Origin of the sequence: Acidovorax sp. LjRoot66, from assembly GCF_964253305.1 — a bacterium.
In the GTDB taxonomy this organism is placed as follows: domain Bacteria; phylum Pseudomonadota; class Gammaproteobacteria; order Burkholderiales; family Burkholderiaceae_C; genus Acidovorax.
Genome location: NZ_CAXUQU020000001.1, coordinates 3,121,575 through 3,140,055 on the forward strand (window position 1 = coordinate 3,121,575; position 18,481 = coordinate 3,140,055).

The window sequence follows — 18,481 nt, forward strand, 5'->3', positions numbered from 1 at the left end:
TCAGGAGCAGACACTGATCTGCCCCAATGGACCAAGCCAAATCACGTACATTGATGAACTCTGCCGCAAGAGGTGGAGGTTGGCATCGACGATGCGTATTCATTCTTCGCTACAAAACCCAAGTCATAACTAACAGCACAAACTTCAATACTCATGAAAAAAAATACTTCCTTTCTCGGCCGCGCACTAGCAGTTATTGGATGCTTGGTCGTACTCTCTGGTTGTGCATCGATGTCGACTACCAAGTCTGAGCCCATCGCAAACGGATCCAAAATCTTGATCATGCCTTCACGCGACGTTGTACAAGGGGGGAAAGCCCATGCGCAAGGAGCAGGAAGTGGTAAAAATCTTCAAGTGGCAGTGCACCGCGAACTCAGTACCCTGTCTACATTCAAGGCGACACCCTTCGAAGCGAATTCAAAACTCAATCACTCTGCGAGCATCGTTAAATCAGACGCCCTGGAGGCGGGCAAGAGCGCTGCGGCCGATTACGTGCTCATCCTGGACCTCGGTGAATTCAGAAACGCTGCGCCAATGACTTTTCGATCTGACTTCGTGACACTCCAAAATGGTTCACTCTTGCGCGTGAGCGATGGCAAGGAAACGTGGGTTTTGAATAGCCCAATAGTCTTGGAAAAATCCAACCTGGGAAATCATTTGGTTTTGATTGACAACCTCGCCAAATTGGTGGCCGAGTCCATTCTTCGGTAGTCGCCCACGGTGCTTTGCGCTGTTCAATTTCAATTTTTTGTCCGACGATGCAAAGCACAGCGCTAGCTGCATATCGCTGGCCATAAGAGCCTGTTCAAAGTCTTTTTGCAGCCGCGTTGGGGCGCAATCGGGATGAGTGGATGCTTCGGATGCGCAGCATGGGCTCATGCCCATGCAAGCAGCCGGGGCGTCCAATCGCCCGATTTCGCCCCAACCCTTCGGGCAAGTGCCTTGCCGGGCGGTCTGCGGCGTTGCGGCGCTTGTTGATAGCTGGGCTATCAACTGCACACCGCGCCTAGCATCCCATCCCGAAAGGGGACTTGCGCGGCTTCAAAAAGACGTTGAACAGGCTCTTAGAAATCCGGGAATGCGAAATGGGTAGTGGTGCGCACGTTTGAAGGGTTCCCGATAGGCTTGTAGCGCAAGACTGTCAGAGGGTTTCGCAAAGCTGGGAGTTGCTTTGAGGCAAAATCGAATCAATCACTGCACACCTTTTTGGCAATTCCCCATTCGGGCCTTTGGCGTCCATGTGGCAGGCGCCAGCTGCTATGGTTTTTGCAGCGTTGCGTCGCTTCGGTGGCGCAGTGCTTTTTTCGTGGATGGCGCACGTCTTCAAAACATGCCCGTTCGGCGGCTTGGACAACTGTCGACTTCTCCTGTTGCTGAGGGACTGCGCAGGGCGCATTGCCGACTCTCGCCTCATCCCAGAACCAGTCGTTCAATTCGCGCACGGTGAGTGACCGCTTCCCGGTACCAGCGTCCGGCGGCTATGGGCCCAAAGCGGAAGTACGCCGTGTTTCCAAGCAGCAGCTTGAAACTGTTCATGCTCGCGACCTTTTGATGACGAATCCTCTTTCCACATCACCACTGAAACCGACTTTTTCGTATACCCCGTGGGCTTCTGGTCTTTGTACACCGGAGAGCAACACCACCTTGCAGCAGTCCAGTTCCCAAGCTGCTTCAACCGCGTAGCGTAAACACGCTTCGCCTAATCCTTTGCGGCGAAGCGAGCGGGCGGTTACCACATGTTCGATGAAACCGATTGACCGTCCTTCGCTAGCGATGTTGGAAATGAGTGCCAACATGCAGGTCGCGCCTATGCGTCCTTCATACTCAGCCACAATAATCTGCGATCTGGGAGCCTCATTCACCTTCGACCAGAGTTCAGACGCCTTGTCCGAGGGAAGCGCTAGATCGTTTGGTCGTAGCTCACGGTACAGGCTGAGCACCGCTTCTTGGTCCGATTCACGCGCTCGACGAATTTGCATTCCTTGACTCCAAGTAGTACCTGAGATTCTGCGACGAACGTCCGCTTCTGAGGGGTTGGATCAACCGTCTGCAACGGCTGGTTGTGGCCGATGGCAGCCATCGTATCAGCGGCAGCCGCAGGCCCGAAGCGGTGGTCAAGCATCACGCAATGGGACCGCTCCGGCCAGCTGATTTTGCCAACGTCTACCCGCCTGCAAACTTGTCCAGAGGCCAGAGTGACAGACTACTTCGGATAAATTTGGCAGAGAGGTGCCTTGTCGCCACCACAGAAGCCTTCAGTCTTCCTTGACTCAAAGACGATATAGCTATCTGCCAGCTGCCGCTTGGTGAACTCCCCGTTGATGACCTGAAAGGTACCGGTGCCGTTGCAGCCAGTGGAGTCGCGAGACCAGCCACCAGGTGTAGAAAATCCCCCGGAGGTCTGTGGCCCGCACCAACCAAAAAGTACCCCTTCATTCGCACCCCCCGGTTTTGGAAACTGAAGGTATGCAAGCAGTCGCTCGCTTGACAATTTAGCCTCTACTTTCACTGGGCAAGCATCCGACTCCAGACCGATACACGAGATCGTGAGTTCAGCCGCTGACCCAAGAACGGGAGCACAGAGTGCAAAGATGGCAACGAAAAAGTTTTTCATGGGTACTCAACAAAATCAATATTGCGTTGCCAACGAAGTCGCACAGAGTTGGATGTCGGCTCTTTGCCGATGGCAGCCATTCAGCAGTTGCCACGGGCCCGAAGCGAACATCCAATTACCGCAGCACTTCAGCGCTCGCTGCGGCCAACCATGCTGAGAAATCTGAGTACGAGTAACTTCTCCCGGACTCATCCAACACAAGAATCAACACCGCCGGGTTGCCGCTTGAATCGTTGCCATCAAAGCAAGCGACATCGCCACGACCATCATCCACTTTTGCGAACGGGATAAGGTTTCTGCCATCGTGGTTCCGCACTGACCAAGCAAGCGCTCCTGCCTTGCTGTTCGCGTCAATAAACCACCAAGGCCCCAAGAACAATTGGCCGCCCGACCTGCTCAGTTTGACGTATGCGGCCGGATACCTGAACTCTCCGGGCAACATATCAGGATCGTAGGATGAGAAGGCGATTTGCATAGTCCGCTTTTGGCCGATAGGAGCCGGACTACTGAAAGATAGCCGCTACAACCGGGGCGATAAGAATGGCGGCAATCACCACTATGACTGCCACAAAACTACGGCTTGGCGTCGCCAATCCAGATTTCTCCTGAAACCCCTGCCAGAGGCGATCCTTATCTTGATTTGGTGTTTTCATGGTGATGCAAAAAATTAATTGCTGGGGTGAGGTGACGAGTGTCCGCTCGGGCCGATAGCGGAAGTCTAGCTGGTTGCGCCAGTGCCCCGTATCGCCCAAGAAGGCGATTGGGAGCCTGTCGGATTTGGAAATCGCCGGCTGCAAGTCGACCGCAGCGGTCCATTTTTCACCGCCTTTTTGCCCCATAGCCTGGCTATGGGGCTGCAAATCCGGCAAAAACTGTCCTCGCTGTGGCCGATTTTCGCTTTCGACGCTCCAAGTCCGACAGGCTCCTGGACGAGCCGAACAGATGCTCATGGTCAGCGACCTGGGAATGCACACGAGCGCCGATCTCTTCGTCCAATTCCCGCCATTCCCGCCGTTCCCGCTGTCCAAGTCAGCTCGCCCCCACTGTCTAGCAGCGACCGAAATACGCATCAGCCTACGCGCACATGGTTGCGCTGTGCCGGTGCGGCGCGCAGCCAGTCTGTGGGCGTGACGCCGGTGAGGTCGCGGAACTCGCGGGTGAAATGCGCCTGGTCGGCAAAGCCGGCGTCGGCCGCGATGCCGGCGGGCTGCAGGCCCGGGGTATCGAGCCCGGCCAGCGCCGCCTGCAGCCGCAGCACGCGCGCATGCTGCTTGGGTGCCAAGCCGGTGGCTTCGCGGAAGTGGGCAATCAGGTGGCGGTGGCTGAGCCCGCTGGCGCGCACGGCCTGCTGCACCTGTGCGCCGCCGTGCAGACTGGCCAGCGCGGCCGCCACGGCCGGGTGCAGACCGCGCACGCTGTTGCTGAGGCGCGCGAGCAGCCAGCACTCCAGCACGCGCAGGCAGGCCTCTGGCCCGTGCTGCTCCTGCAGCCTGTGCTGCAAGTCGGTGGCGCTGGCGCCGCACACGTCGGCCAGTGGCGTGTGGCGCTCGGCCAGGTCCTGCGCGCTGGTGCCCAGCAGCGCGCCCGCTGCGCCGGGCGCAAGTTGCACGCCCACCGACCAGCCAGGCGCGCCGGCCTCCTTGGCGTAGTGGCCGAACCTGGCGCCGCCGACCACGGCATCGCCGGGAAAGTAGCCCGCAGTGTCCTGGGGGTCACGGAACAGGTGCAGCGGCGGCCCGCCCCAGCGCAGCGCCAGGTGCATGTGGCCCGTGGGCAGTACGTGTTCGCGCACGGGGCAGACCGATGGCGGCGCCGGTGTGAAGCCGGCCCACAGCAGGCGCACGAAGGGGCGCAGCGGCGCAATGGGGGGTCTTGTGATCATCATGCTCATCGCCGCAGGGGAGCAGGGGCTGCGTTGGTTGGTGCGGGCCTGCGCTCAACACACCACCATGTGCTCCACGCCCGCGTCCACCTGGGTCAGTTCTTCCCGCCACCAGCGCGGATCGTTGACGTCGCGCCAGTGAACATCGGGTGAAAGGCTGCGTGTACTGGGGTGGAACACGTCTGCCAGCGACACGAAGATGCTGCCTGGCTGCGGCCAGTCGGGCTGGTCCACCGCCACCAGCCGGTTGCCTCGGCGCAACTCGGCGAGCAGGCAGGTGCGCAATCCGTCGGGCATGGCGCGCAGCATGGCGATGGCCTGGGCGTTGTGCGTGGGCACCGCCACCGAGACTGCGGCATCTTCCAGCGCGGCGATGGCGGGCTCGGTTCCCGGGAGCCGTGCAAGGGTGCGGGATGCTTTCATGGCCGGGGCGGTCTCGGCGCCTCGGTCAGACCTTCAGCTTGCGGGACTGCAGCGCGGCAGCGTAGTCCGCGACGATGCGGGCAATGGCGCCTTTTTCGTTGGCCTCCAGCGCAGTGCGCTCCTGGAACAGCTTGCTGCGGTCGGCGACCAGGCGCTCCATCTTGGCGGTGTCGGGGTTGGGGCGGTTGCTCTCGTGCTGGATGTCCGCCGCCAGGGCTGCGAGCCAGGCGCTCAGGCAGGCGCTGGCGGCCTGGTGGTGGGTGGTGGGGGTGGTCTGTGCTGTTGGCTCTGGCTGGGCGGCAGTCATCGTCATGGCTCCTGGATGGTCTTGTGGGGCGGCGGGGCAGGGGGTGTCCCCTCTACCACTTGACTGTAACGCGGGATGGTGCAAAAGCCGGGGGCGCAGATGCGCTGTCGTGCAAAACATGACCTCGGACGTAATCGACACGCAACACGGCCTTTTCTACAGTGGCACCTGACTGCCGGGGCATGGTGCCCGCGGCGCACGGTTCATCCACCCCACCCCTTGATGGAGATCCACCATGTCCGCCTACGCCATCGGCCTGCTCGAAGACCTGCAGTTCGGCCCCGACATCGTTACCTACCTGCAGCGCATCGACGCCACGCTGGCGCCCTATGGCGGCGAGTTCCTGGTGCATGGCACTCGCCCGGAGCTGCGCGAAGGCACCTTCGGCGGCGACTGCGTGGTGATCCGCTTCCCCTCGATGGAGCAGGCGCGTGCTTGGTATGACTCGGACGCCTATGCGCCGCTGATCCCGCTGCGCACGCAGCATTCACGCTCCACGGTGTTCTTGCTGGAGGGGGTGAAGGAGGTGCCGTACCGGGCGGTGGGGTTGCTCCAGAAGTTGGGGGTGTAGGGCTGTTCAGGGTCCGGTGCCAAAAAATTTCAATTTATGGCTATTCCAATAGCCATAATCAAGCCATTGGCCGAGCAATTTGCCTATCATGATGGGCCATATGGCCTATCCCCAATTCACCACCGTCGAAATCCACCATGCCGGCCAATGGCATGCCGCTGGCGACCTGCGGGTGGTGGACCATGGGCATGGTGACTTCACCTACCGTGATGACTATGTGTTCGGCCCAATGCAGTTGCCGGTGTCACTGAAGTTGCCGGTCGGCATTGCGCCTGCGCCGCTGGTGGAGGGACCGCTGGGGCCGCGGCGTGACCTGAGGCTGCCTGCGTTCCTCTACGACATGGTCCCTCAGGGCCGGGGCCGGCGATTTTTGCTGGACACGCTCGGCCTGGCCGATGCGGATGGGCTGGAGGCAGCGCTGCTGCTGCGGGGCGCGTTCAGCCCCATCGGGGCATTGCGCATTGCCTCGGCGGTCACGTTTTACGAGGAGGAGGCGCGCAAGGCCGGCCCGGCGCAGGCGTCCATGGCGCAGGGCTTCGAGCTGGCCGACATGTCTGCCCGGAGCGAGGCGTTTGTGGAGCATCTGGCACTGCACTCCATGCTGGCATCTGGCACCACGGGCGTGCAGGGCGTGGCACCCAAGTTTTTGCTGGCCACGGATGCGCAGGGGCGTTGGTTTGCGGACATGGCCTTGCCCGATTTGCAGGCCCGTGAGCATTGGCTTGCCAAGCTGCCGCGCGGGCGCACGCTGGATGACCTGGCGGTACACCGCAACGAAGCGGCGTACCTGCGCCTGGCGCATGCCTGCGGGATACGCACGAACGAGCCGCCGCAGATGGTCGGCCACATGCTGCTGGTGCGCCGGTTCGACCGCGTGGTGCGGCACGGGCTGCTGCACCGCCTTCACCAGGAGAGCGCGGCCAGCCTGTGCGGCCTGCGCGGTTTTGGGCTGCCGGTGCGCCAGCAGGATCTTGTGGTGGCCATCCGCAGCGTGGTGGACGACCCTGAGCGCGAAACGCTGGAGTTTTTGCGACGTGACGTGCTCAACCTGGCCATGCGCAACACCGACAACCATGCGCGCAACACGGCGGTGCAGCGCACGGCCGACGGGCTGGTGCAGTTGACACCGGTGTTCGATTTTTCGCCCATGTTCCTGGACCCGGAGCTGGTGGCGCGAAGCTGCCACTGGCAATCTGCTGCCGGCCAGCGCCTGCCCGATTGGCAGGCGGTGGTCGATGATCTGCCTGTGGACGATGCGGAGCGAGAGCGCATTGCCGCAGCGCTGGTGGCGTTTGCACCTGTGGTGGAGAGGTTGCCGCAACTGGCGATGGATGCGGGGGTGGATGGCGAGGTCATCGCGCAGTGCCGCAAAAGCATCGACCGGCAGGCGCAGCAGCTGTGGGCACTGGCGAGCCGGGGAGAGGCACACCGCCATGGCTGATGCGCGCCTGAAACGACCTGTCGACCCCGAGACAGCTGCGGCGCGGCGCGAGGAACTGTACCGCATGGTGGCCAGCGGCGAGATCAGCCTGGGCGATGCCGTCGCCCGGATGCGCAAGATCAGCCGGCTCACGCAGGAGGAATTTGCCGCCCACCGCGGCATCAGCGTGCAGGCACTGCGCCAGATCGAACGGGACCAGGGCAACCCGACGGTGGAGACCCTGAACAAGGTGGCTGCGGTGTTCAGCCTGCAGGTGGGGTTTGTGCCGCTGCGCAGGCGGTAGGCGGGTGCAGTCCGCCGACGCATCCGACACTGCGGCTGCCGATTGCCAAGGGGTACTACCTGGTGCACCGGCGGGGTGTGGAGTTGCGGCCAGCGGCGGGGGCGTTGAAGGAGTGGTTGGCGTGTACGGCGAAGGCGGAGCGGGCGTGGTCGGCGGGGTTGAGGGCGGTGTGGCGTGCGGTGAGATATGCCAACGTTCTTTTGCTTGCACGCCCTTCTTCGGTATACAAGTCCAAGACTGCTGCAAAGCCGCGGCGACCTGGTTGTTGAGATTGGCTTCCGTGGTTGCTGCGTGCCTGTGTTTGAGGGCGGAGGCCGGGATGTGCGCCCGGCGGCGCAGTAACTTTCTCTTGCGTCGTCAAGAGAAAGTCACCAAAGAGAAGACGACCCCCAGTCTGCGTCCCCCATCGCCCGGTGGGCGATGGGGGCAACCTGCGATGCTCGGGCCTGGGGTGGTGCCGCAGAACTCACTGCGTTTGGCCGTTGGCCAAACTCCGTTCAAACAGCTGCGGCAAGCCAGATCACGAAGTGCGTGTGTCCTGCGGCACACGCACCCACCCCAGGCCCTGCGCTTCTCGGCGCAGCCAGCAGGGGTGGGGAGCGGGGTCCACACGGCTGCTGCTTCGCAGCTGCGCCTGGAGTCGGGGACGCGCGCGCTGCGCGCTGCCGACGGCCTGGGCGCGATCTCTCTGCCCAGGCCAAGCGCAGCGACGGCGCACCGGGCCGAGCGAAGCAATGGCCCGAAGGGAGCCCGTTCCCACCCCCTTCTGACCGTGCCGAGAAGCGCAGGGCCTGGGGTGAGCGCGTGCCGAAGGACACGCGCCTCGTCATCTGGCTCGCCGAAGCTGTTTGACCGGAGCTGCCTCGCAGAGGCAGCGCAGGGAGTTCTTCGGCGTCACCCCAGGCCCGAGCATCGCAGGCTGCCCCACTCGCCGCCAGGCGAGTGGGGACACGGGCAGCGGGGTCGCCTTTTCTTGGCCTACCTTCTTTTGGCGACGCAAAAGAAGGTAGGTGCGCTGCCGGGCGCACATCCCGGCCTCCGCCCGCAACCAAGGCACACCGCGAGAAGCTGGGCGCCCATCTGTGCCCCTTTCGCTCACGCCGCAGCCGGCTGTTGCCGCACCACCAGCGCCTGCGTGATCGGCCGGTTCACCGGCGCTGCCGCGAGTGCCAGTAGTGCCGCATGCGATCAGGGACGAACTGCGACGCATGTGTCAATGCGGGGGGGCCTCGCAGGGACATAGGCTGCAGCCTGGACCCCGAAACGAAAGGTGAAATCAAGCCGGAGCGAGCACCAGGCGCCCGATCTCCGCCTTGGCCGGCCGCACCTTGATTTCAATGTCGTAGCCCAGGCGGGTGAGGCAGCCCATCAGCTTGCGCTCCGACAGGTTGGAGAACTCACCGCGCACCATGTCGGAGACCTTGGGCTGCGTGATGCGCATTCGCTTTGCCGCTTCTTGCTGCGTCAGGCCCTGGCTGCGCATGGCCTTTCTGATTTCGATGACCAGGCCGGTTTTGATTCTGAGTTTTTCGGCATCTGCCAAGCCAAGGTCGGCAAACACGTTGCCGGAACCTCGATGCACTTCGACGCCATCCACAAGCCTGGTTTTCATTTGCGCAACTCTGTCATACGCTTGGGCGGTCTTGGCCGGGTACGGACCATGCCCATGGTGATTCATACCTGAAAAGGTATATTCAATCCACGCGGGCTATTTCCTCTTCCTGGCGCAGGCCGGAAGAGGGCTCAAGGCGATACGGCCGCTTGCCCATGGGCACTGCTCCCCCATCCCGCAACCACTGTGTGCGCCAGCGCCTCGATACCGGGCGGCGACAGATCCGCCGCATCCACCACCTGCCGCTGCTCCCACGCACGGAAGTACGAGCGGTGCGAGCGCGCGTACGAGGGGTCGTAGTGCCGGGTGGCCAGGGCCTCGAACAGCTGGGGCAGCTGGCGCGCGAGGGCCATGGCCTGCCAGGCGGCGATGGTCTCGTTGCCGTGCAGGGGTTTCAACGGGGCCAGTTGGTCGGCCAGCCACTGGGGGCGGTCGCCCAGGTAGGCGTAGTCGCGCAGCAGGTATTCCACGCGCGCGGCGGTGCTGGCGCGCAGCTCGATGCAGGGGCTGGCGCGCATGCGCTCGGCCAGCGGCGTGGGCAGCGTGAGGCGGCCGATGCGGCGGCCTTCGCCTTCGATGTACAGGGGGCGTGTGGTGTCCACGCGTTCCAGCACGCTGGCGATGGCGGTCTCGAAGGCGGTTTGCGAGGGCTGGGCCACGTCGGGCAGGGCGCCGAGCAGCGAGCCCTTGTGCCGGGCCAGGGCCTCCAGGTCCAGCACCTGCTGGCCCTGGGCGGCCAGGGCGTGCAGCAGCCGGGTCTTGGCGGTGCCGGTGGCGCCGCACAGCACCACCAGGGGCAGGGCGGGGGCGCGCTGCTCGATGGTGTCGATGACGTGGCGGCGCCAGGCCTTGTAGCCGCCGGCCAGTTGCTGGGCGTCCCAGCCCACCATGCGCAGCCAGGTGGTCATGGAGCCGCTGCGCAGCCCGCCGCGCCAGCAGTAGACCAGGGGCTTCCAGCCCGGGGGGCGGTCGGCCAGGGGGCCCTGCAGGTGGCGCGCCAGGTTGGCGGCCACCATGGCGCCGCCCACGCGCCGCGCCTCGAAGGCGCCGACCTGCTTGTACAGGGTGCCGACGATGCGCCGCTCTTCGTTGTCGAGCACGGGCAGGTTGATGGCGCCGGGGATGTGGTCGATGGCGTATTCGGCCGGGCTGCGCGCGTCGATCAGGGTGTCGAAGGCGTGCCGGTCGTGCACGCGCGTGGGCTCTTTCATGGCGCCACTGTGAGGCCGGCGGGGCTGCCTGTTGCGTCGCCCTCCTGCATGCGCCCCACCACGGCGGCATCGGCAAAGCCCTGATCGCGGAAGGTGCGCAGCACGGCATCGACCGCCTGCGGCGCGCAGCTGACCAGCAGGCCGCCGCTGGTCTGCGGGTCGGTGAGCAACGCCTGGGCGGTGGCAGGCAGGCCGTCGGCCAGCGTGACCTCGGCGCCATAGCCCTCCCAGTTGCGGCGCGATGCGCCGGTGACGATGCCCTGCGCAGCCCAGGCGGCCACGCCATCGAGCAGCGGCAGGCGGTGCCAGTCGATCACGGCGCGCAGGCCGGCGCCGCGCGCCATCTCCAGCGTGTGGCCGGCGATGCCGAAGCCGGTGACGTCGGTGAGGGCGTGCACGCCGTCAAGCTCGGCCAGCGCGATGCCGGGGGTGTTCAGGCGCGTGGTGGTCTCCACCAGGCGGGCGTAGCCGGTGTCGTCGAGCAGGCCTTTCTTCAGCGCGGCGGAGAGCACGCCCACGCCCAGCGGCTTGCCCAGCACCAGCACGTCGCCAGCGCGCGCATCGCGGTTGCGGCGCACGCGCGAGGGGTGCACCAGGCCCATCACGACCAGGCCGTAGATGGGCTCGACCGAGTCGATGGTGTGCCCGCCGGCAATAGGTATGCCCGCCGCGCGGCACACGGCCTGGCCGCCTGCAAGCACGCGGCCGATGACCTCCACCGGCAGCTGGTTGACCGGCATGGCCACGATGGCCAGCGCCATGATGGGGCGCCCGCCCATGGCATACACATCGCTGATGGCATTGGTGGCCGCGATGCGCCCGAAGTCGAACGGGTCGTCGACGATGGGCATGAAGAAGTCGGTGGTGGCGATGAGGGCCTGCTCGTCGTTGAGCTGGTAGACGGCGGCGTCGTCGGCGGTTTCGATGCCTACCAGCAGTTCTTTGGGGAGCAGGGCGGCGAGGCCTGCGCCGCTGCTGTTTCTCAGAATTTCTGACAGGACGCCGGGGGCGATCTTGCAGCCGCAGCCGCCGCCGTGGGAGAACTGGGTGAGGCGGATGGGGGTGGGGCTTGGCGTGGTCATGGAGAAGAAATGCGTTTGGCGGCTGGTGCTGCTCGGGTCACCATTGTGCTGTGTTGGTGGCTGCGGCATCGACTTGTTGTCCATGGTTGCAGCATGCCTGTTTTAAAGGCGGAGGCCGGGGTGTGCGCCCGGCGGCGCAGTAACTTTCTCTTGCGTCGCCAAGAGAAAGTCACCAAAGAGAAGGCGACCCCCAGTCTGCGTCCCCCATTCGCCCTGTCGGGCGAACGGGGGCAACCTGCGATGCTCGGTCCTGGGGTGGTGCCGCAGAACTCGCTGCGTTCTTCGAACTCCGCTCAAACAGCTGCGGCAAGCCAGATCACGAAGTGCGTGTGTCCTTCGGCACACGCACCCACCCCAGGCCCTGCGCTTCTCGGCGCAGCCAGCAGGGGTGGGGAGCGGTTACCACACGGCTGCTGCTTTAGCAGCTGCGCCTGGGGTCGGGTACGCGCTGCGCGCTGCCGACGTCCTGGACGCAGTCGCCCTGGCGAGCCGAGCGCAGCGAAGGACCACAGGCCGAGCGAGGCGATGGCCCGAGTGGAGCCCGCTCCCACCCCCTTCTGACCGTGCCGAGAAGCGCAGGGCCTGGGGTGAGCGCGTGCCGAAGGACACGCGCATCGTCATCTGGCTCGCCGAAGCTGTTTGACCGGAGCTGCCTCGCAGAGGCAGCGCAGGGAGTTCTTCGGCGTCACCCCAGGACCGAGCATCGCAGGCTGCCCCACTCGCCCAACGGGCGAGTGGGGACACGGGCAGCGGGGTCGCCTTTTCTTGGCCTACCTTCTTTTGGCGACGCAAAAGAAGGTAGGTGCGCCGCCGGGCGCACACCCCGGCCTCCGCCCTCGGCAAAAGCAAGCATCAACCATCGAGACCGAGACGTTGTCGTGGTCAGACCTTCAACGCAGAAATTTTCACCGCACAGTAAGGCGCATGGCCTCGGTCGACAAACCCAGCCAGTTGGACGACGTGAAGGACTTCATCGAGATTGCGTTCATCGATCAGGTCGGTCGATTTCCTAAACTTCGAGATGGGGTCGAAGGACAGTATGGAGAAGAAACCATTGATGTCCGCTACGTCGATGCCCATGCTTTGAAATTCCTCGAGCGACAGCGCGGGATTGCCCAGCGGGTGTCCGAAGCGCTCGCTCTGCCACGTCGCCACGGGTTCCGGGATCTGTAGGGCGATCAGGTTGCACGCGCCGTTGAGCCGGATGGCCTGGGTGACCGCGTCCAGCGTTTCTTGATCCTTGATGTCCAGGAGCTGGTACAGGTTCTCCTGCAGCCCAAACTCCCTGGTGATGGTTGCATGCATGGCATCGTGCTGGCTCCAGCCCGACAGACCCACGCTGGGGATGCCGTCGCAGGGCCAGACACGGATGTCGAAGCCAATGCAGGTGTATGTGGAGGTCATCAATGGGCGCTCAGTCATTGCTCCACAACGCCGACTTCGCTATCCCCGCCACATACTGAATCACCTCCACCTCATCCTCCGGAATGCTGATCCGCGGATGCGCCTCGTTCACCGAATCGAGGTGCACCATCCCATCGCGCACATAGGCCAGCTGCTTGACCATGACCTTGCCGCTGCGCTCGCGCACGAGGACTTCGTCGCCGGGATTGAAGCCGTGGTTGGGCTCGATGACGACGAACTCGCCGTGGCGGATGCGCGGCTTCATGCTCTCGCCCTTGCAGCGCAGGGCATACGCATTGGGGTCGCGCGTGGGCCAGTTGATGCGGCCGTCGCCGTGGCCCACGGGGTACTGCAGCTCGCAGAAGTAGCCGTCGTCGCCCAGCTGCGCGGTGCCCACCACGGGCACGCCCTCGGGGGCGAGGATGCGCGCGGCCTCGCTGCCGGTGCGCAGCAGCGAGGGGAACATGGTGCCCATGGGCAGGTGGGCGCGCTTTTCGAGGTTGAGGGCGGCGCGCTCGCCGAAGGCCTCTTCCTCGTCCAGGTACTGCGTCATGCGCCCCTTGCTCACGCCGAACTGGTCCATGAAGCGCTGGCGGTCGGTGCCGAAGTGCTTCTCGAAGTAGGCGGTGAATTCCGCGCGGCGGGTGCTGTCGTTGCTCATGGTTGCGCAGTTTAGCTGTAGCTAAATTTTTGGCAAGTTGTTTTAGCTTGTACTTGACTATTTGTTTAGTTAAAACTAAACTGCAGGCCATGAGATTCACGGACTGGCTGGATGCCGAACCTGGCCGCAACAAGGCGGTGGCAGAGCACTTTGGCTTGACGCCGAGCGCCATCACGCATTGGCGCCGGGCGGTGCCCCGAAGCCGCATGCACGAGTTGCATGCGCTGACGCAAGGGGCGGTGGACTTTGCGGGCATGTTGCCGCGATCCCGGGGCCCCGCAGCCCCGGCGGACCCCGATCCAGGGGTGGATTGATTGATGGATTGATTGACGGGGCGGATGGCCAGCGCCATTTCGATCCCTTGATTTCTCCTTCCATGGCGCTGACGCAGCAGGCGCCATGGACTTTGCCCGGCGCTGCTTTTGGCGCCGGGCGCTTTTCTTCAATGGGCCAGTGCGCTCCCTCGGGAGCGTGGGCGCCCGCACGCCTTGTGAGGAGTTTGACGAGCCATGCGATCACCACCATCCCCCATCCACGCGGGCTCCAATGCCTTCGAGTCGGTACGCCCACGGGGTACCGATGCTGCGCGCAACGCCTTTGCACGCCGGCCCGAGGTGCCTGCTGGCTCGGTGCTGCTGTTCAACCGCCGAGGCTTGCGCACCGTGGGCCTGGCCCCGCGGGTGCAGGGCTCCATCTGCATCGAAAGCCGGGCCCAGTCCCAGGCCAGCCTGGACCAGAGCCGCCGCATTGCGCGCGACTGGAGGCAGTGATGGTGCTGGGCAACACCTTAGAACCTGTTCAAGATCTTTTTGCAGCCGCGTTGGAGTGCAATCGGGATGAGTGGATGCTTCGGGTGCGCCGCATGGGCTCATGCCCATGCAAGCAGCCGGGGCGTGCAATCGCCCGATTTCACTCCAACCCGAAGGGCAAGTGCCTTTTCGGGCGGTCTGCGGCGTTGCGGCGCTTGCCAATAGCCAGGCTATTGGCTGCACCCCGCGCCTTGCATCCCATCCCGAAAAGGGACTTGCGCGGCTTCAAAAAGATCTTGAACAGGTTCTTTCAGCGCCTGACTTCCGACGTACTGCGTGCAGCCGCGCAATCGGCGGCCGCGCAGCACATTCCTCTGGCCGAAGCCAACCACCACGAGCCGGGCACCGCGTTGTGGGCGCAGTTCAACGAGGCCTATGCCGCGGGCCCGGGGCAGGAGGGCGCGTGAGCAACAGAAGCAGTAGCAATGGCAGCAGCAATGCCCAGGGCAGCACAGGCCTGCCTGCACCGCTGACCTTGCCCGCCTGCGACCTGAGCGATTTCCAGTACATGGAGCTCGATGTGCGGCGTTTGCGCGACTCGAAGTTCGCGGCCGCTGCCGAGGGCGAGGCGTTTCGCGCGGGCATTTTGCTGTGGTGCGCGGCCTGGCACCAGGTGCCGGCGGCTTCGCTGCCCGACGACGATGTGGAGCTGGCCAACCTGGCCGGCTATGGCCGCGTGCTCAAGGAATGGAAGAAGGTGCGCGCCGCCGCGCTGCACGGCTTTGTGAAGTGCGCCGATGGGCGCCTGTACCACCCGGTGGTGGCAGAGAAGGCCATTGCGGCCTTTGCCGCCAAGGAGAAGTACGCCTACGAAAAATTCTGCGACCGCGTGCGCAAGGAGAACGCCAAGCGCGCCAAGGAGGGCAAGCCGCCGCTTCACGTGCCCACGCAGGCGCAGTGGAAATCCGGCGCCCGCCCGAATGGCATGGCGCCTGGGGGCGGGGAATGCCTGCCGCAGAGTGATGGCTTTCCGGCACCGGGCGGGGATTTTCCGGCGGAAAGTGGCCACCCGTCCGCCGGTGTTCCGCCGGAAACCGGCCTTAAAGGGAACAGAACGGAACGGAGCCGAGAACGAGATGGAGATGGAGATGGAGAGAGAACAGAACCTTCTCAAGACACCGTTACTGGCGTAACGGGCTGCGCCGCCGTGCTGGAGCCCGCCAGCCTGCTCGCCGATGTGCCTGCCGATGTGCCTGCCAGTGCGCCTGCACAGGGGCGGGGCACAACGCCGGCCGAGATGACGCGCGACGAGCTGTGGTCCGTGGGCAAGTCGCTGCTGCAGCAGGCCGGCATGCCCAAGGCGCAGTGCGGCAGCTTTGTGGGCCGACTGTGCAAGGACTATGGCAACGACATCGTGGTCGACGCAGTGCGCGCCACCTGCGTGGCCCGCCCGGCCGACCCGGCCCAGTACCTCAAGGCCATCTGCATGCGTGCCGCAGGGCAGCGCGGCGGTGGCCCCACCGCAGGCATCCACACGCCGGGCCTGGTTGCGCCGGCCAACCGGCAGGAGGCGCTGGAGCAGCGCAACCGCAGCGTGGCCGATGCCTGGGCGGCCGAGGTGCCCGAGGCGTTCGCCGATCACCCGTCAACACCCCAGCACCCACCCACCGATAGAAAGGAGCAAGCCCATGCAGCCCTCTGAACGCGCCCCGTTTGCGCAACTGGTCACCGACGTGCTCGCCTACTACCGGCAGGACGCCAGCCGCTTTGTGCTGGACCTGTGGTGGGGCGCGTGCCAGTCGTTCGAGCTGTCGCAGATCCGCCAGGCCATGCAGCGCCACGCGACGGATGCCGAGCACGGCCGTTTTGCGCCGCGCGTGGCCGATGTGGTACGCATCCTTGCCGGCACGGCGGCCGACCGCGCCGCGCTGGCCTGGGGCAAGACGCTGGAGGCCATGGGCAGCGTGGGCGCCTATACCGACGTGGTGTTCGACGACCCTGCCATCCACGCCACCGTGCTGGACCTGGGCGGCTGGCCCAAGGTGTGCCGCACCGACCTCAAGGAGCTGAGCTACCTGCAGCACCGCTTTTGCGAAAGCCACCGCGCCTACACCGGGCGCGGCAGCTTCGACTACCCGCGCTGCCTGGGCGGCGACCGCAGCCCCGACAGCGAGTACGCCAAGGTCGGCCTGCCCCCGCCGCGCATCGCATTCATTGGCAATGCGGAGCGCGCGCGCCTGGTCTATGAAGGCGGCAGCGCGGTGGGCAAGACGGCGGTGCGCTTTCACACGCTGCAGGCCCTTGCGGCAGCGCCGCGTGCTGCAACGCGCATGACTTCGGCAGCGCCGCGTGCCGCAACGCACATGACTTCGGCAGCGCCGCAGCCCATGCAGCGCGCAGCAGCACCTACCGGCAGAGCCCCGGCGCAACCACGGCCCGGCGCATTGCGTGCCGCGCCCGTGGTGCGCAGGCCCGCCTACCACCAGGGCGCCGCCAACCAACCCCTGAACACCACCGCAGAAAGGACGTACCACCCATGAAAGCCATGCTCATCAAATCCGCCGAAGGCCTGCGCGGCACCACGCCGGACGACCAGGACGCCTGGGCCCGTTTCACGCGCAAGATCGAAGTCATGAAACCCGGCACCTGTTTGCGCATGGAATGGAGCCGCCCACGCAACGGCCCGCAGCACCGGCGCCTGTTCGCGCTGCTGCAGGTGGTGGCTGAGAACAGCGAGATCTACGACACGCGCGAGAAGGCGCTGGTGGCCGTCAAACTGGCGGCTGGCTACTGCGACGATGCCATCGACCCGCGCACCGGCAAGGCGGTGCCCATCGTCCAGTCGATCCGCTACGAGGCCATGGACCAGCAGACCTTCGAGCGCTTCTACGCGGCGGCCTTCGATGCGGTCCTGCAGCTCATCCTGCCGGCCATGGACCGCGCCACCCTGCATCGGCTGATCGCCATGGTCGAGGAGGGCTGGGCATGAGCGCCGCGCCGTTGGCTGCCACGCGCCTGGGCACGCGCGCTGCGGTCTGCGCGCTGCTGCAAAGCGATGGGGCAGGGCAGCCATGCCCCGCATGCCAGGCCGCGCAGACCCGCGCGCACAGCCCCCTGTTCCGCGCCCACTGCCACGGTTGCAAGGTGCGGGCGCTGGCGCAGGGCCCACAGTTCTGGCGCTCGGTGAAGGAGGGCGCCCACACCGATGCCTACCAGGGCGAGCTGGCCGCCGTGTTCGGCGCGGCCGGCGCCGCCGCAGGCCATGCCGTGGTGCTGGCGGAGTACCGGCGCCTCGGGGCCCTGCAGGACAACGCCGCGCGCTGCGGGGTGTTGCCACGCGAGCCGCGCAGCGTTGCTGCCATGGGCCGCGACATCGATACCGACACCGACAACCATCCAGGACGAGCATGCTGATGACCGACCCCACCAACAACCACCACCGCACTGTGGAAGAGGCCTACACCCGTGCGGGCGCCTCGTCCTCCAACCTCAAGGTGGACCCGGATCGCCGTGGCGATGCCGACGTGCTGATTGCCGCCGGCTGGTCGCCCGGCATGCTGGGCGGCGCGCTGATGCGCCTGCGCGGCGAGTGGGACAGCGTGGCAGCGCCACGCTTCACGCAGGACAGCAGCGCGCACCAGCGCCGCAGCCACCCCGAAGCCGATGCCGTGCAACTGCTCTCGCGCCTGCGTTCGCTGGCGCAGGTGCTCGAGGCCGTGGAGCGCTGGGCCGCTGCCAAGGGCCTGGCCGATGCACGCACGCTGGCGCGCACCAGCGTGTGCTATTGGCTCGACCCGACCTGCCGCACCTGCATGGGCCGCGGCAACGCGCTGGTGCCTGGCACGCCCATGCTGGGCCGTGTGTGCAAGGCCTGCGGCGGCAGCCGCAAGGCACGCGAGCCCATGGGCCAGGACGGCCGCCGCATGCTCAACATGCTGGACGATTGTGTGAGCCGCAGAAACCAGTCGATGAAAAAACGCTTGCATGCCAGCACCGACCGGGTTTAGAATTGCAGCCGACGATTGCAAAAAAGAGAAATGGCGAATTTCTCGCGCACCGTCCCTTCGTTGATTGCCCGCAGCCACAGCCTGGCCCTCGCCTGTAGCGACTGCGGTAGACAGTAAGGGGCAACGCTCGTCCAGAGATTTCGTGCGGATTGAAAATCCGCACCAGCCAGTCCCGCATGGTGTGCCCTGCGGGATTTTTTTATGGGCGATTTCGTCGCCTGGCCCACCGCACCG

25 protein-coding genes are annotated in these 18,481 nt (G+C 65.1%); 13 read left to right on the plus strand and 12 right to left on the minus strand.

All coding sequences use genetic code 11. The annotated features are described in order from the left end of the window. Positions 1-282: 282 nt before the first annotated feature. Positions 283-711, plus strand: a complete 429-nt coding sequence (locus tag ACSQ3Y_RS14660) for a hypothetical protein (protein ID WP_436177819.1) — start codon at positions 283-285, stop codon at positions 709-711. 529 nt (positions 712-1,240) lie between these two features. Next, complete coding sequence (locus ACSQ3Y_RS14665; protein ID WP_436177820.1) at positions 1,241-1,447, plus strand: DUF1010 domain-containing protein; 207 nt, start codon at positions 1,241-1,243, stop codon at positions 1,445-1,447. 85 nt (positions 1,448-1,532) lie between these two features. Here ACSQ3Y_RS14665 and ACSQ3Y_RS14670 read toward each other — a convergent pair whose 3' ends face one another. From ACSQ3Y_RS14670 to ACSQ3Y_RS14700, 7 genes are all read right to left on the minus strand, one after another. Then, positions 1,533-1,979 (minus strand): GNAT family N-acetyltransferase, encoded by a 447-nt coding sequence (locus tag ACSQ3Y_RS14670; RefSeq protein WP_436177821.1) that lies wholly within the window; start codon positions 1,977-1,979, stop codon positions 1,533-1,535. 224 nt (positions 1,980-2,203) lie between these two features. Continuing rightward, the gene (locus tag ACSQ3Y_RS14675; RefSeq protein WP_436177822.1) at positions 2,204-2,614 is read right to left on the minus strand and encodes a hypothetical protein; all 411 of its coding nucleotides are present in this window, start codon (positions 2,612-2,614) and stop codon (positions 2,204-2,206) included. A 115-nt stretch (positions 2,615-2,729) separates the two neighbouring features. After that, positions 2,730-3,089, minus strand: a complete 360-nt coding sequence (locus tag ACSQ3Y_RS14680; protein WP_436177823.1) for an SMI1/KNR4 family protein — start codon at positions 3,087-3,089, stop codon at positions 2,730-2,732. A 28-nt stretch (positions 3,090-3,117) separates the two neighbouring features. After that, on the minus strand, positions 3,118-3,564 hold the full coding sequence (locus tag ACSQ3Y_RS14685) for a hypothetical protein (RefSeq protein ID WP_157422148.1): 447 nt from the start codon (positions 3,562-3,564) through the stop codon (positions 3,118-3,120). A gap of 119 nt (positions 3,565-3,683) precedes the next feature. Beyond that, entirely contained in the window at positions 3,684-4,496 is an 813-nt protein-coding gene (locus tag ACSQ3Y_RS14690) for a helix-turn-helix domain-containing protein (protein ID WP_436177824.1), read from the minus strand. Between the two features lie 54 nt (positions 4,497-4,550). Then, positions 4,551-4,919, minus strand: coding sequence for a hypothetical protein (locus ACSQ3Y_RS14695; protein ID WP_057200856.1), 369 nt, complete (start codon positions 4,917-4,919; stop codon positions 4,551-4,553). Positions 4,920-4,944: 25 nt separating this feature from the next. Next, positions 4,945-5,226, minus strand: a complete 282-nt coding sequence (locus tag ACSQ3Y_RS14700; RefSeq protein WP_436177825.1) for a hypothetical protein — start codon at positions 5,224-5,226, stop codon at positions 4,945-4,947. Positions 5,227-5,461: 235 nt separating this feature from the next. On the opposite strand from ACSQ3Y_RS14700, the gene ACSQ3Y_RS14705 reads away from it, so the two are divergent. The 3 genes from ACSQ3Y_RS14705 to ACSQ3Y_RS14715 all read left to right on the plus strand — a co-directional run bounded on the left by ACSQ3Y_RS14705 (position 5,462) and on the right by ACSQ3Y_RS14715 (position 7,521). Continuing rightward, complete coding sequence (locus ACSQ3Y_RS14705; RefSeq protein ID WP_436177826.1) at positions 5,462-5,797, plus strand: DUF1330 domain-containing protein; 336 nt, start codon at positions 5,462-5,464, stop codon at positions 5,795-5,797. A 100-nt stretch (positions 5,798-5,897) separates the two neighbouring features. Further along, positions 5,898-7,238, plus strand: coding sequence for a type II toxin-antitoxin system HipA family toxin (locus tag ACSQ3Y_RS14710; RefSeq protein ID WP_436177827.1), 1,341 nt, complete (start codon positions 5,898-5,900; stop codon positions 7,236-7,238). Next, a complete protein-coding gene (locus ACSQ3Y_RS14715) occupies positions 7,231-7,521 on the plus strand; it encodes a helix-turn-helix domain-containing protein (RefSeq protein WP_057269274.1) in 291 nt (96 codons plus the stop codon). The genes ACSQ3Y_RS14710 and ACSQ3Y_RS14715 overlap by 8 nt, the downstream gene beginning before the upstream one ends. 1,276 nt (positions 7,522-8,797) lie before the next feature. On the opposite strand, the gene ACSQ3Y_RS14720 is transcribed toward ACSQ3Y_RS14715, so the two are convergent. From ACSQ3Y_RS14720 to ACSQ3Y_RS14740, 5 genes are all read right to left on the minus strand, one after another. Further along, entirely contained in the window at positions 8,798-9,133 is a 336-nt protein-coding gene (locus tag ACSQ3Y_RS14720; protein ID WP_436177828.1) for a helix-turn-helix domain-containing protein, read from the minus strand. 131 nt (positions 9,134-9,264) lie between these two features. Next, positions 9,265-10,344: a tRNA 2-selenouridine(34) synthase MnmH gene (gene mnmH, locus ACSQ3Y_RS14725; protein WP_436177829.1), complete on the minus strand. Its 1,080-nt coding sequence runs from the start codon at positions 10,342-10,344 to the stop codon at positions 9,265-9,267. Continuing rightward, entirely contained in the window at positions 10,341-11,426 is a 1,086-nt protein-coding gene (selD, locus tag ACSQ3Y_RS14730; protein ID WP_436177830.1) for a selenide, water dikinase SelD, read from the minus strand. Before selD ends, mnmH begins: the two co-directional genes overlap by 4 nt. Positions 11,427-12,308: 882 nt before the next feature. Beyond that, a complete protein-coding gene (locus ACSQ3Y_RS14735) occupies positions 12,309-12,830 on the minus strand; it encodes a hypothetical protein (RefSeq protein WP_436177831.1) in 522 nt (173 codons plus the stop codon). A 10-nt stretch (positions 12,831-12,840) separates the two neighbouring features. After that, positions 12,841-13,491 carry a S24 family peptidase gene (locus tag ACSQ3Y_RS14740; RefSeq protein ID WP_057202742.1) on the minus strand — a complete coding sequence of 217 codons (651 nt, stop codon included), beginning with the start codon at positions 13,489-13,491 and terminating at the stop codon, positions 12,841-12,843. 89 nt (positions 13,492-13,580) lie between these two features. On the opposite strand from ACSQ3Y_RS14740, the gene ACSQ3Y_RS14745 reads away from it, so the two are divergent. The 8 genes from ACSQ3Y_RS14745 (at position 13,581) to ACSQ3Y_RS14780 (ending at position 18,247) form a co-directional block, all read left to right on the plus strand. Further along, complete coding sequence (locus tag ACSQ3Y_RS14745) at positions 13,581-13,805, plus strand: hypothetical protein (protein WP_057202743.1); 225 nt, start codon at positions 13,581-13,583, stop codon at positions 13,803-13,805. Between the two features lie 195 nt (positions 13,806-14,000). Beyond that, positions 14,001-14,261 (plus strand): hypothetical protein, encoded by a 261-nt coding sequence (locus ACSQ3Y_RS14750; protein ID WP_436177832.1) that lies wholly within the window; start codon positions 14,001-14,003, stop codon positions 14,259-14,261. Continuing rightward, entirely contained in the window at positions 14,261-14,707 is a 447-nt protein-coding gene (locus tag ACSQ3Y_RS14755; protein ID WP_436177833.1) for a hypothetical protein, read from the plus strand. Before ACSQ3Y_RS14750 ends, ACSQ3Y_RS14755 begins: the two co-directional genes overlap by 1 nt. Beyond that, positions 14,704-15,942 carry a DUF1376 domain-containing protein gene (locus ACSQ3Y_RS14760; RefSeq protein WP_436177834.1) on the plus strand — a complete coding sequence of 413 codons (1,239 nt, stop codon included), beginning with the start codon at positions 14,704-14,706 and terminating at the stop codon, positions 15,940-15,942. The genes ACSQ3Y_RS14755 and ACSQ3Y_RS14760 overlap by 4 nt, the downstream gene beginning before the upstream one ends. Next, a complete protein-coding gene (locus ACSQ3Y_RS14765) occupies positions 15,929-16,780 on the plus strand; it encodes a DUF6475 domain-containing protein (protein ID WP_436177835.1) in 852 nt (283 codons plus the stop codon). Before ACSQ3Y_RS14760 ends, ACSQ3Y_RS14765 begins: the two co-directional genes overlap by 14 nt. Positions 16,781-16,785: 5 nt before the next feature. Beyond that, a complete protein-coding gene (locus ACSQ3Y_RS14770) occupies positions 16,786-17,229 on the plus strand; it encodes a hypothetical protein (RefSeq protein WP_436177836.1) in 444 nt (147 codons plus the stop codon). Further along, on the plus strand, positions 17,226-17,654 hold the full coding sequence (locus tag ACSQ3Y_RS14775) for a hypothetical protein (RefSeq protein WP_436177837.1): 429 nt from the start codon (positions 17,226-17,228) through the stop codon (positions 17,652-17,654). The genes ACSQ3Y_RS14770 and ACSQ3Y_RS14775 overlap by 4 nt, the downstream gene beginning before the upstream one ends. Further along, positions 17,654-18,247, plus strand: a complete 594-nt coding sequence (locus tag ACSQ3Y_RS14780; protein ID WP_436177838.1) for a hypothetical protein — start codon at positions 17,654-17,656, stop codon at positions 18,245-18,247. Before ACSQ3Y_RS14775 ends, ACSQ3Y_RS14780 begins: the two co-directional genes overlap by 1 nt. Positions 18,248-18,481: the final 234 nt, after the last annotated feature.

Coding starts and splice junctions, on each gene's coding strand:
- ACSQ3Y_RS14660 (WP_436177819.1), top strand. CDS start 283: ATGCCTTCACGCGACGTTGTACAAGGGGGGAAAGCCCATGCGCAAGGA.
- ACSQ3Y_RS14680 (WP_436177823.1), bottom strand. CDS start 3,089: ATGCAAATCGCCTTCTCATCCTACGATCCTGATATGTTGCCCGGAGAG.
- ACSQ3Y_RS14700 (WP_436177825.1), bottom strand. CDS start 5,226: ATGACTGCCGCCCAGCCAGAGCCAACAGCACAGACCACCCCCACCACC.
- ACSQ3Y_RS14705 (WP_436177826.1), top strand. CDS start 5,462: ATGTCCGCCTACGCCATCGGCCTGCTCGAAGACCTGCAGTTCGGCCCC.
- ACSQ3Y_RS14780 (WP_436177838.1), top strand. CDS start 17,654: ATGACCGACCCCACCAACAACCACCACCGCACTGTGGAAGAGGCCTAC.
- ACSQ3Y_RS14745 (WP_057202743.1), top strand. CDS start 13,581: ATGAGATTCACGGACTGGCTGGATGCCGAACCTGGCCGCAACAAGGCG.
- ACSQ3Y_RS14770 (WP_436177836.1), top strand. CDS start 16,786: ATGCTCATCAAATCCGCCGAAGGCCTGCGCGGCACCACGCCGGACGAC.
- ACSQ3Y_RS14720 (WP_436177828.1), bottom strand. CDS start 9,133: ATGAAAACCAGGCTTGTGGATGGCGTCGAAGTGCATCGAGGTTCCGGC.
- ACSQ3Y_RS14685 (WP_157422148.1), bottom strand. CDS start 3,564: ATGAGCATCTGTTCGGCTCGTCCAGGAGCCTGTCGGACTTGGAGCGTC.
- ACSQ3Y_RS14755 (WP_436177833.1), top strand. CDS start 14,261: ATGGTGCTGGGCAACACCTTAGAACCTGTTCAAGATCTTTTTGCAGCC.
- ACSQ3Y_RS14675 (WP_436177822.1), bottom strand. CDS start 2,614: ATGAAAAACTTTTTCGTTGCCATCTTTGCACTCTGTGCTCCCGTTCTT.
- ACSQ3Y_RS14735 (WP_436177831.1), bottom strand. CDS start 12,830: ATGACCTCCACATACACCTGCATTGGCTTCGACATCCGTGTCTGGCCC.
- mnmH (WP_436177829.1), bottom strand. CDS start 10,344: ATGAAAGAGCCCACGCGCGTGCACGACCGGCACGCCTTCGACACCCTG.
- ACSQ3Y_RS14715 (WP_057269274.1), top strand. CDS start 7,231: ATGGCTGATGCGCGCCTGAAACGACCTGTCGACCCCGAGACAGCTGCG.
- ACSQ3Y_RS14740 (WP_057202742.1), bottom strand. CDS start 13,491: ATGAGCAACGACAGCACCCGCCGCGCGGAATTCACCGCCTACTTCGAG.
- ACSQ3Y_RS14670 (WP_436177821.1), bottom strand. CDS start 1,979: ATGCAAATTCGTCGAGCGCGTGAATCGGACCAAGAAGCGGTGCTCAGC.
- ACSQ3Y_RS14765 (WP_436177835.1), top strand. CDS start 15,929: ATGCAGCCCTCTGAACGCGCCCCGTTTGCGCAACTGGTCACCGACGTG.
- ACSQ3Y_RS14710 (WP_436177827.1), top strand. CDS start 5,898: ATGGCCTATCCCCAATTCACCACCGTCGAAATCCACCATGCCGGCCAA.
- selD (WP_436177830.1), bottom strand. CDS start 11,426: ATGACCACGCCAAGCCCCACCCCCATCCGCCTCACCCAGTTCTCCCAC.
- ACSQ3Y_RS14695 (WP_057200856.1), bottom strand. CDS start 4,919: ATGAAAGCATCCCGCACCCTTGCACGGCTCCCGGGAACCGAGCCCGCC.
- ACSQ3Y_RS14750 (WP_436177832.1), top strand. CDS start 14,001: ATGCGATCACCACCATCCCCCATCCACGCGGGCTCCAATGCCTTCGAG.
- ACSQ3Y_RS14775 (WP_436177837.1), top strand. CDS start 17,226: ATGAGCGCCGCGCCGTTGGCTGCCACGCGCCTGGGCACGCGCGCTGCG.
- ACSQ3Y_RS14690 (WP_436177824.1), bottom strand. CDS start 4,496: ATGATCACAAGACCCCCCATTGCGCCGCTGCGCCCCTTCGTGCGCCTG.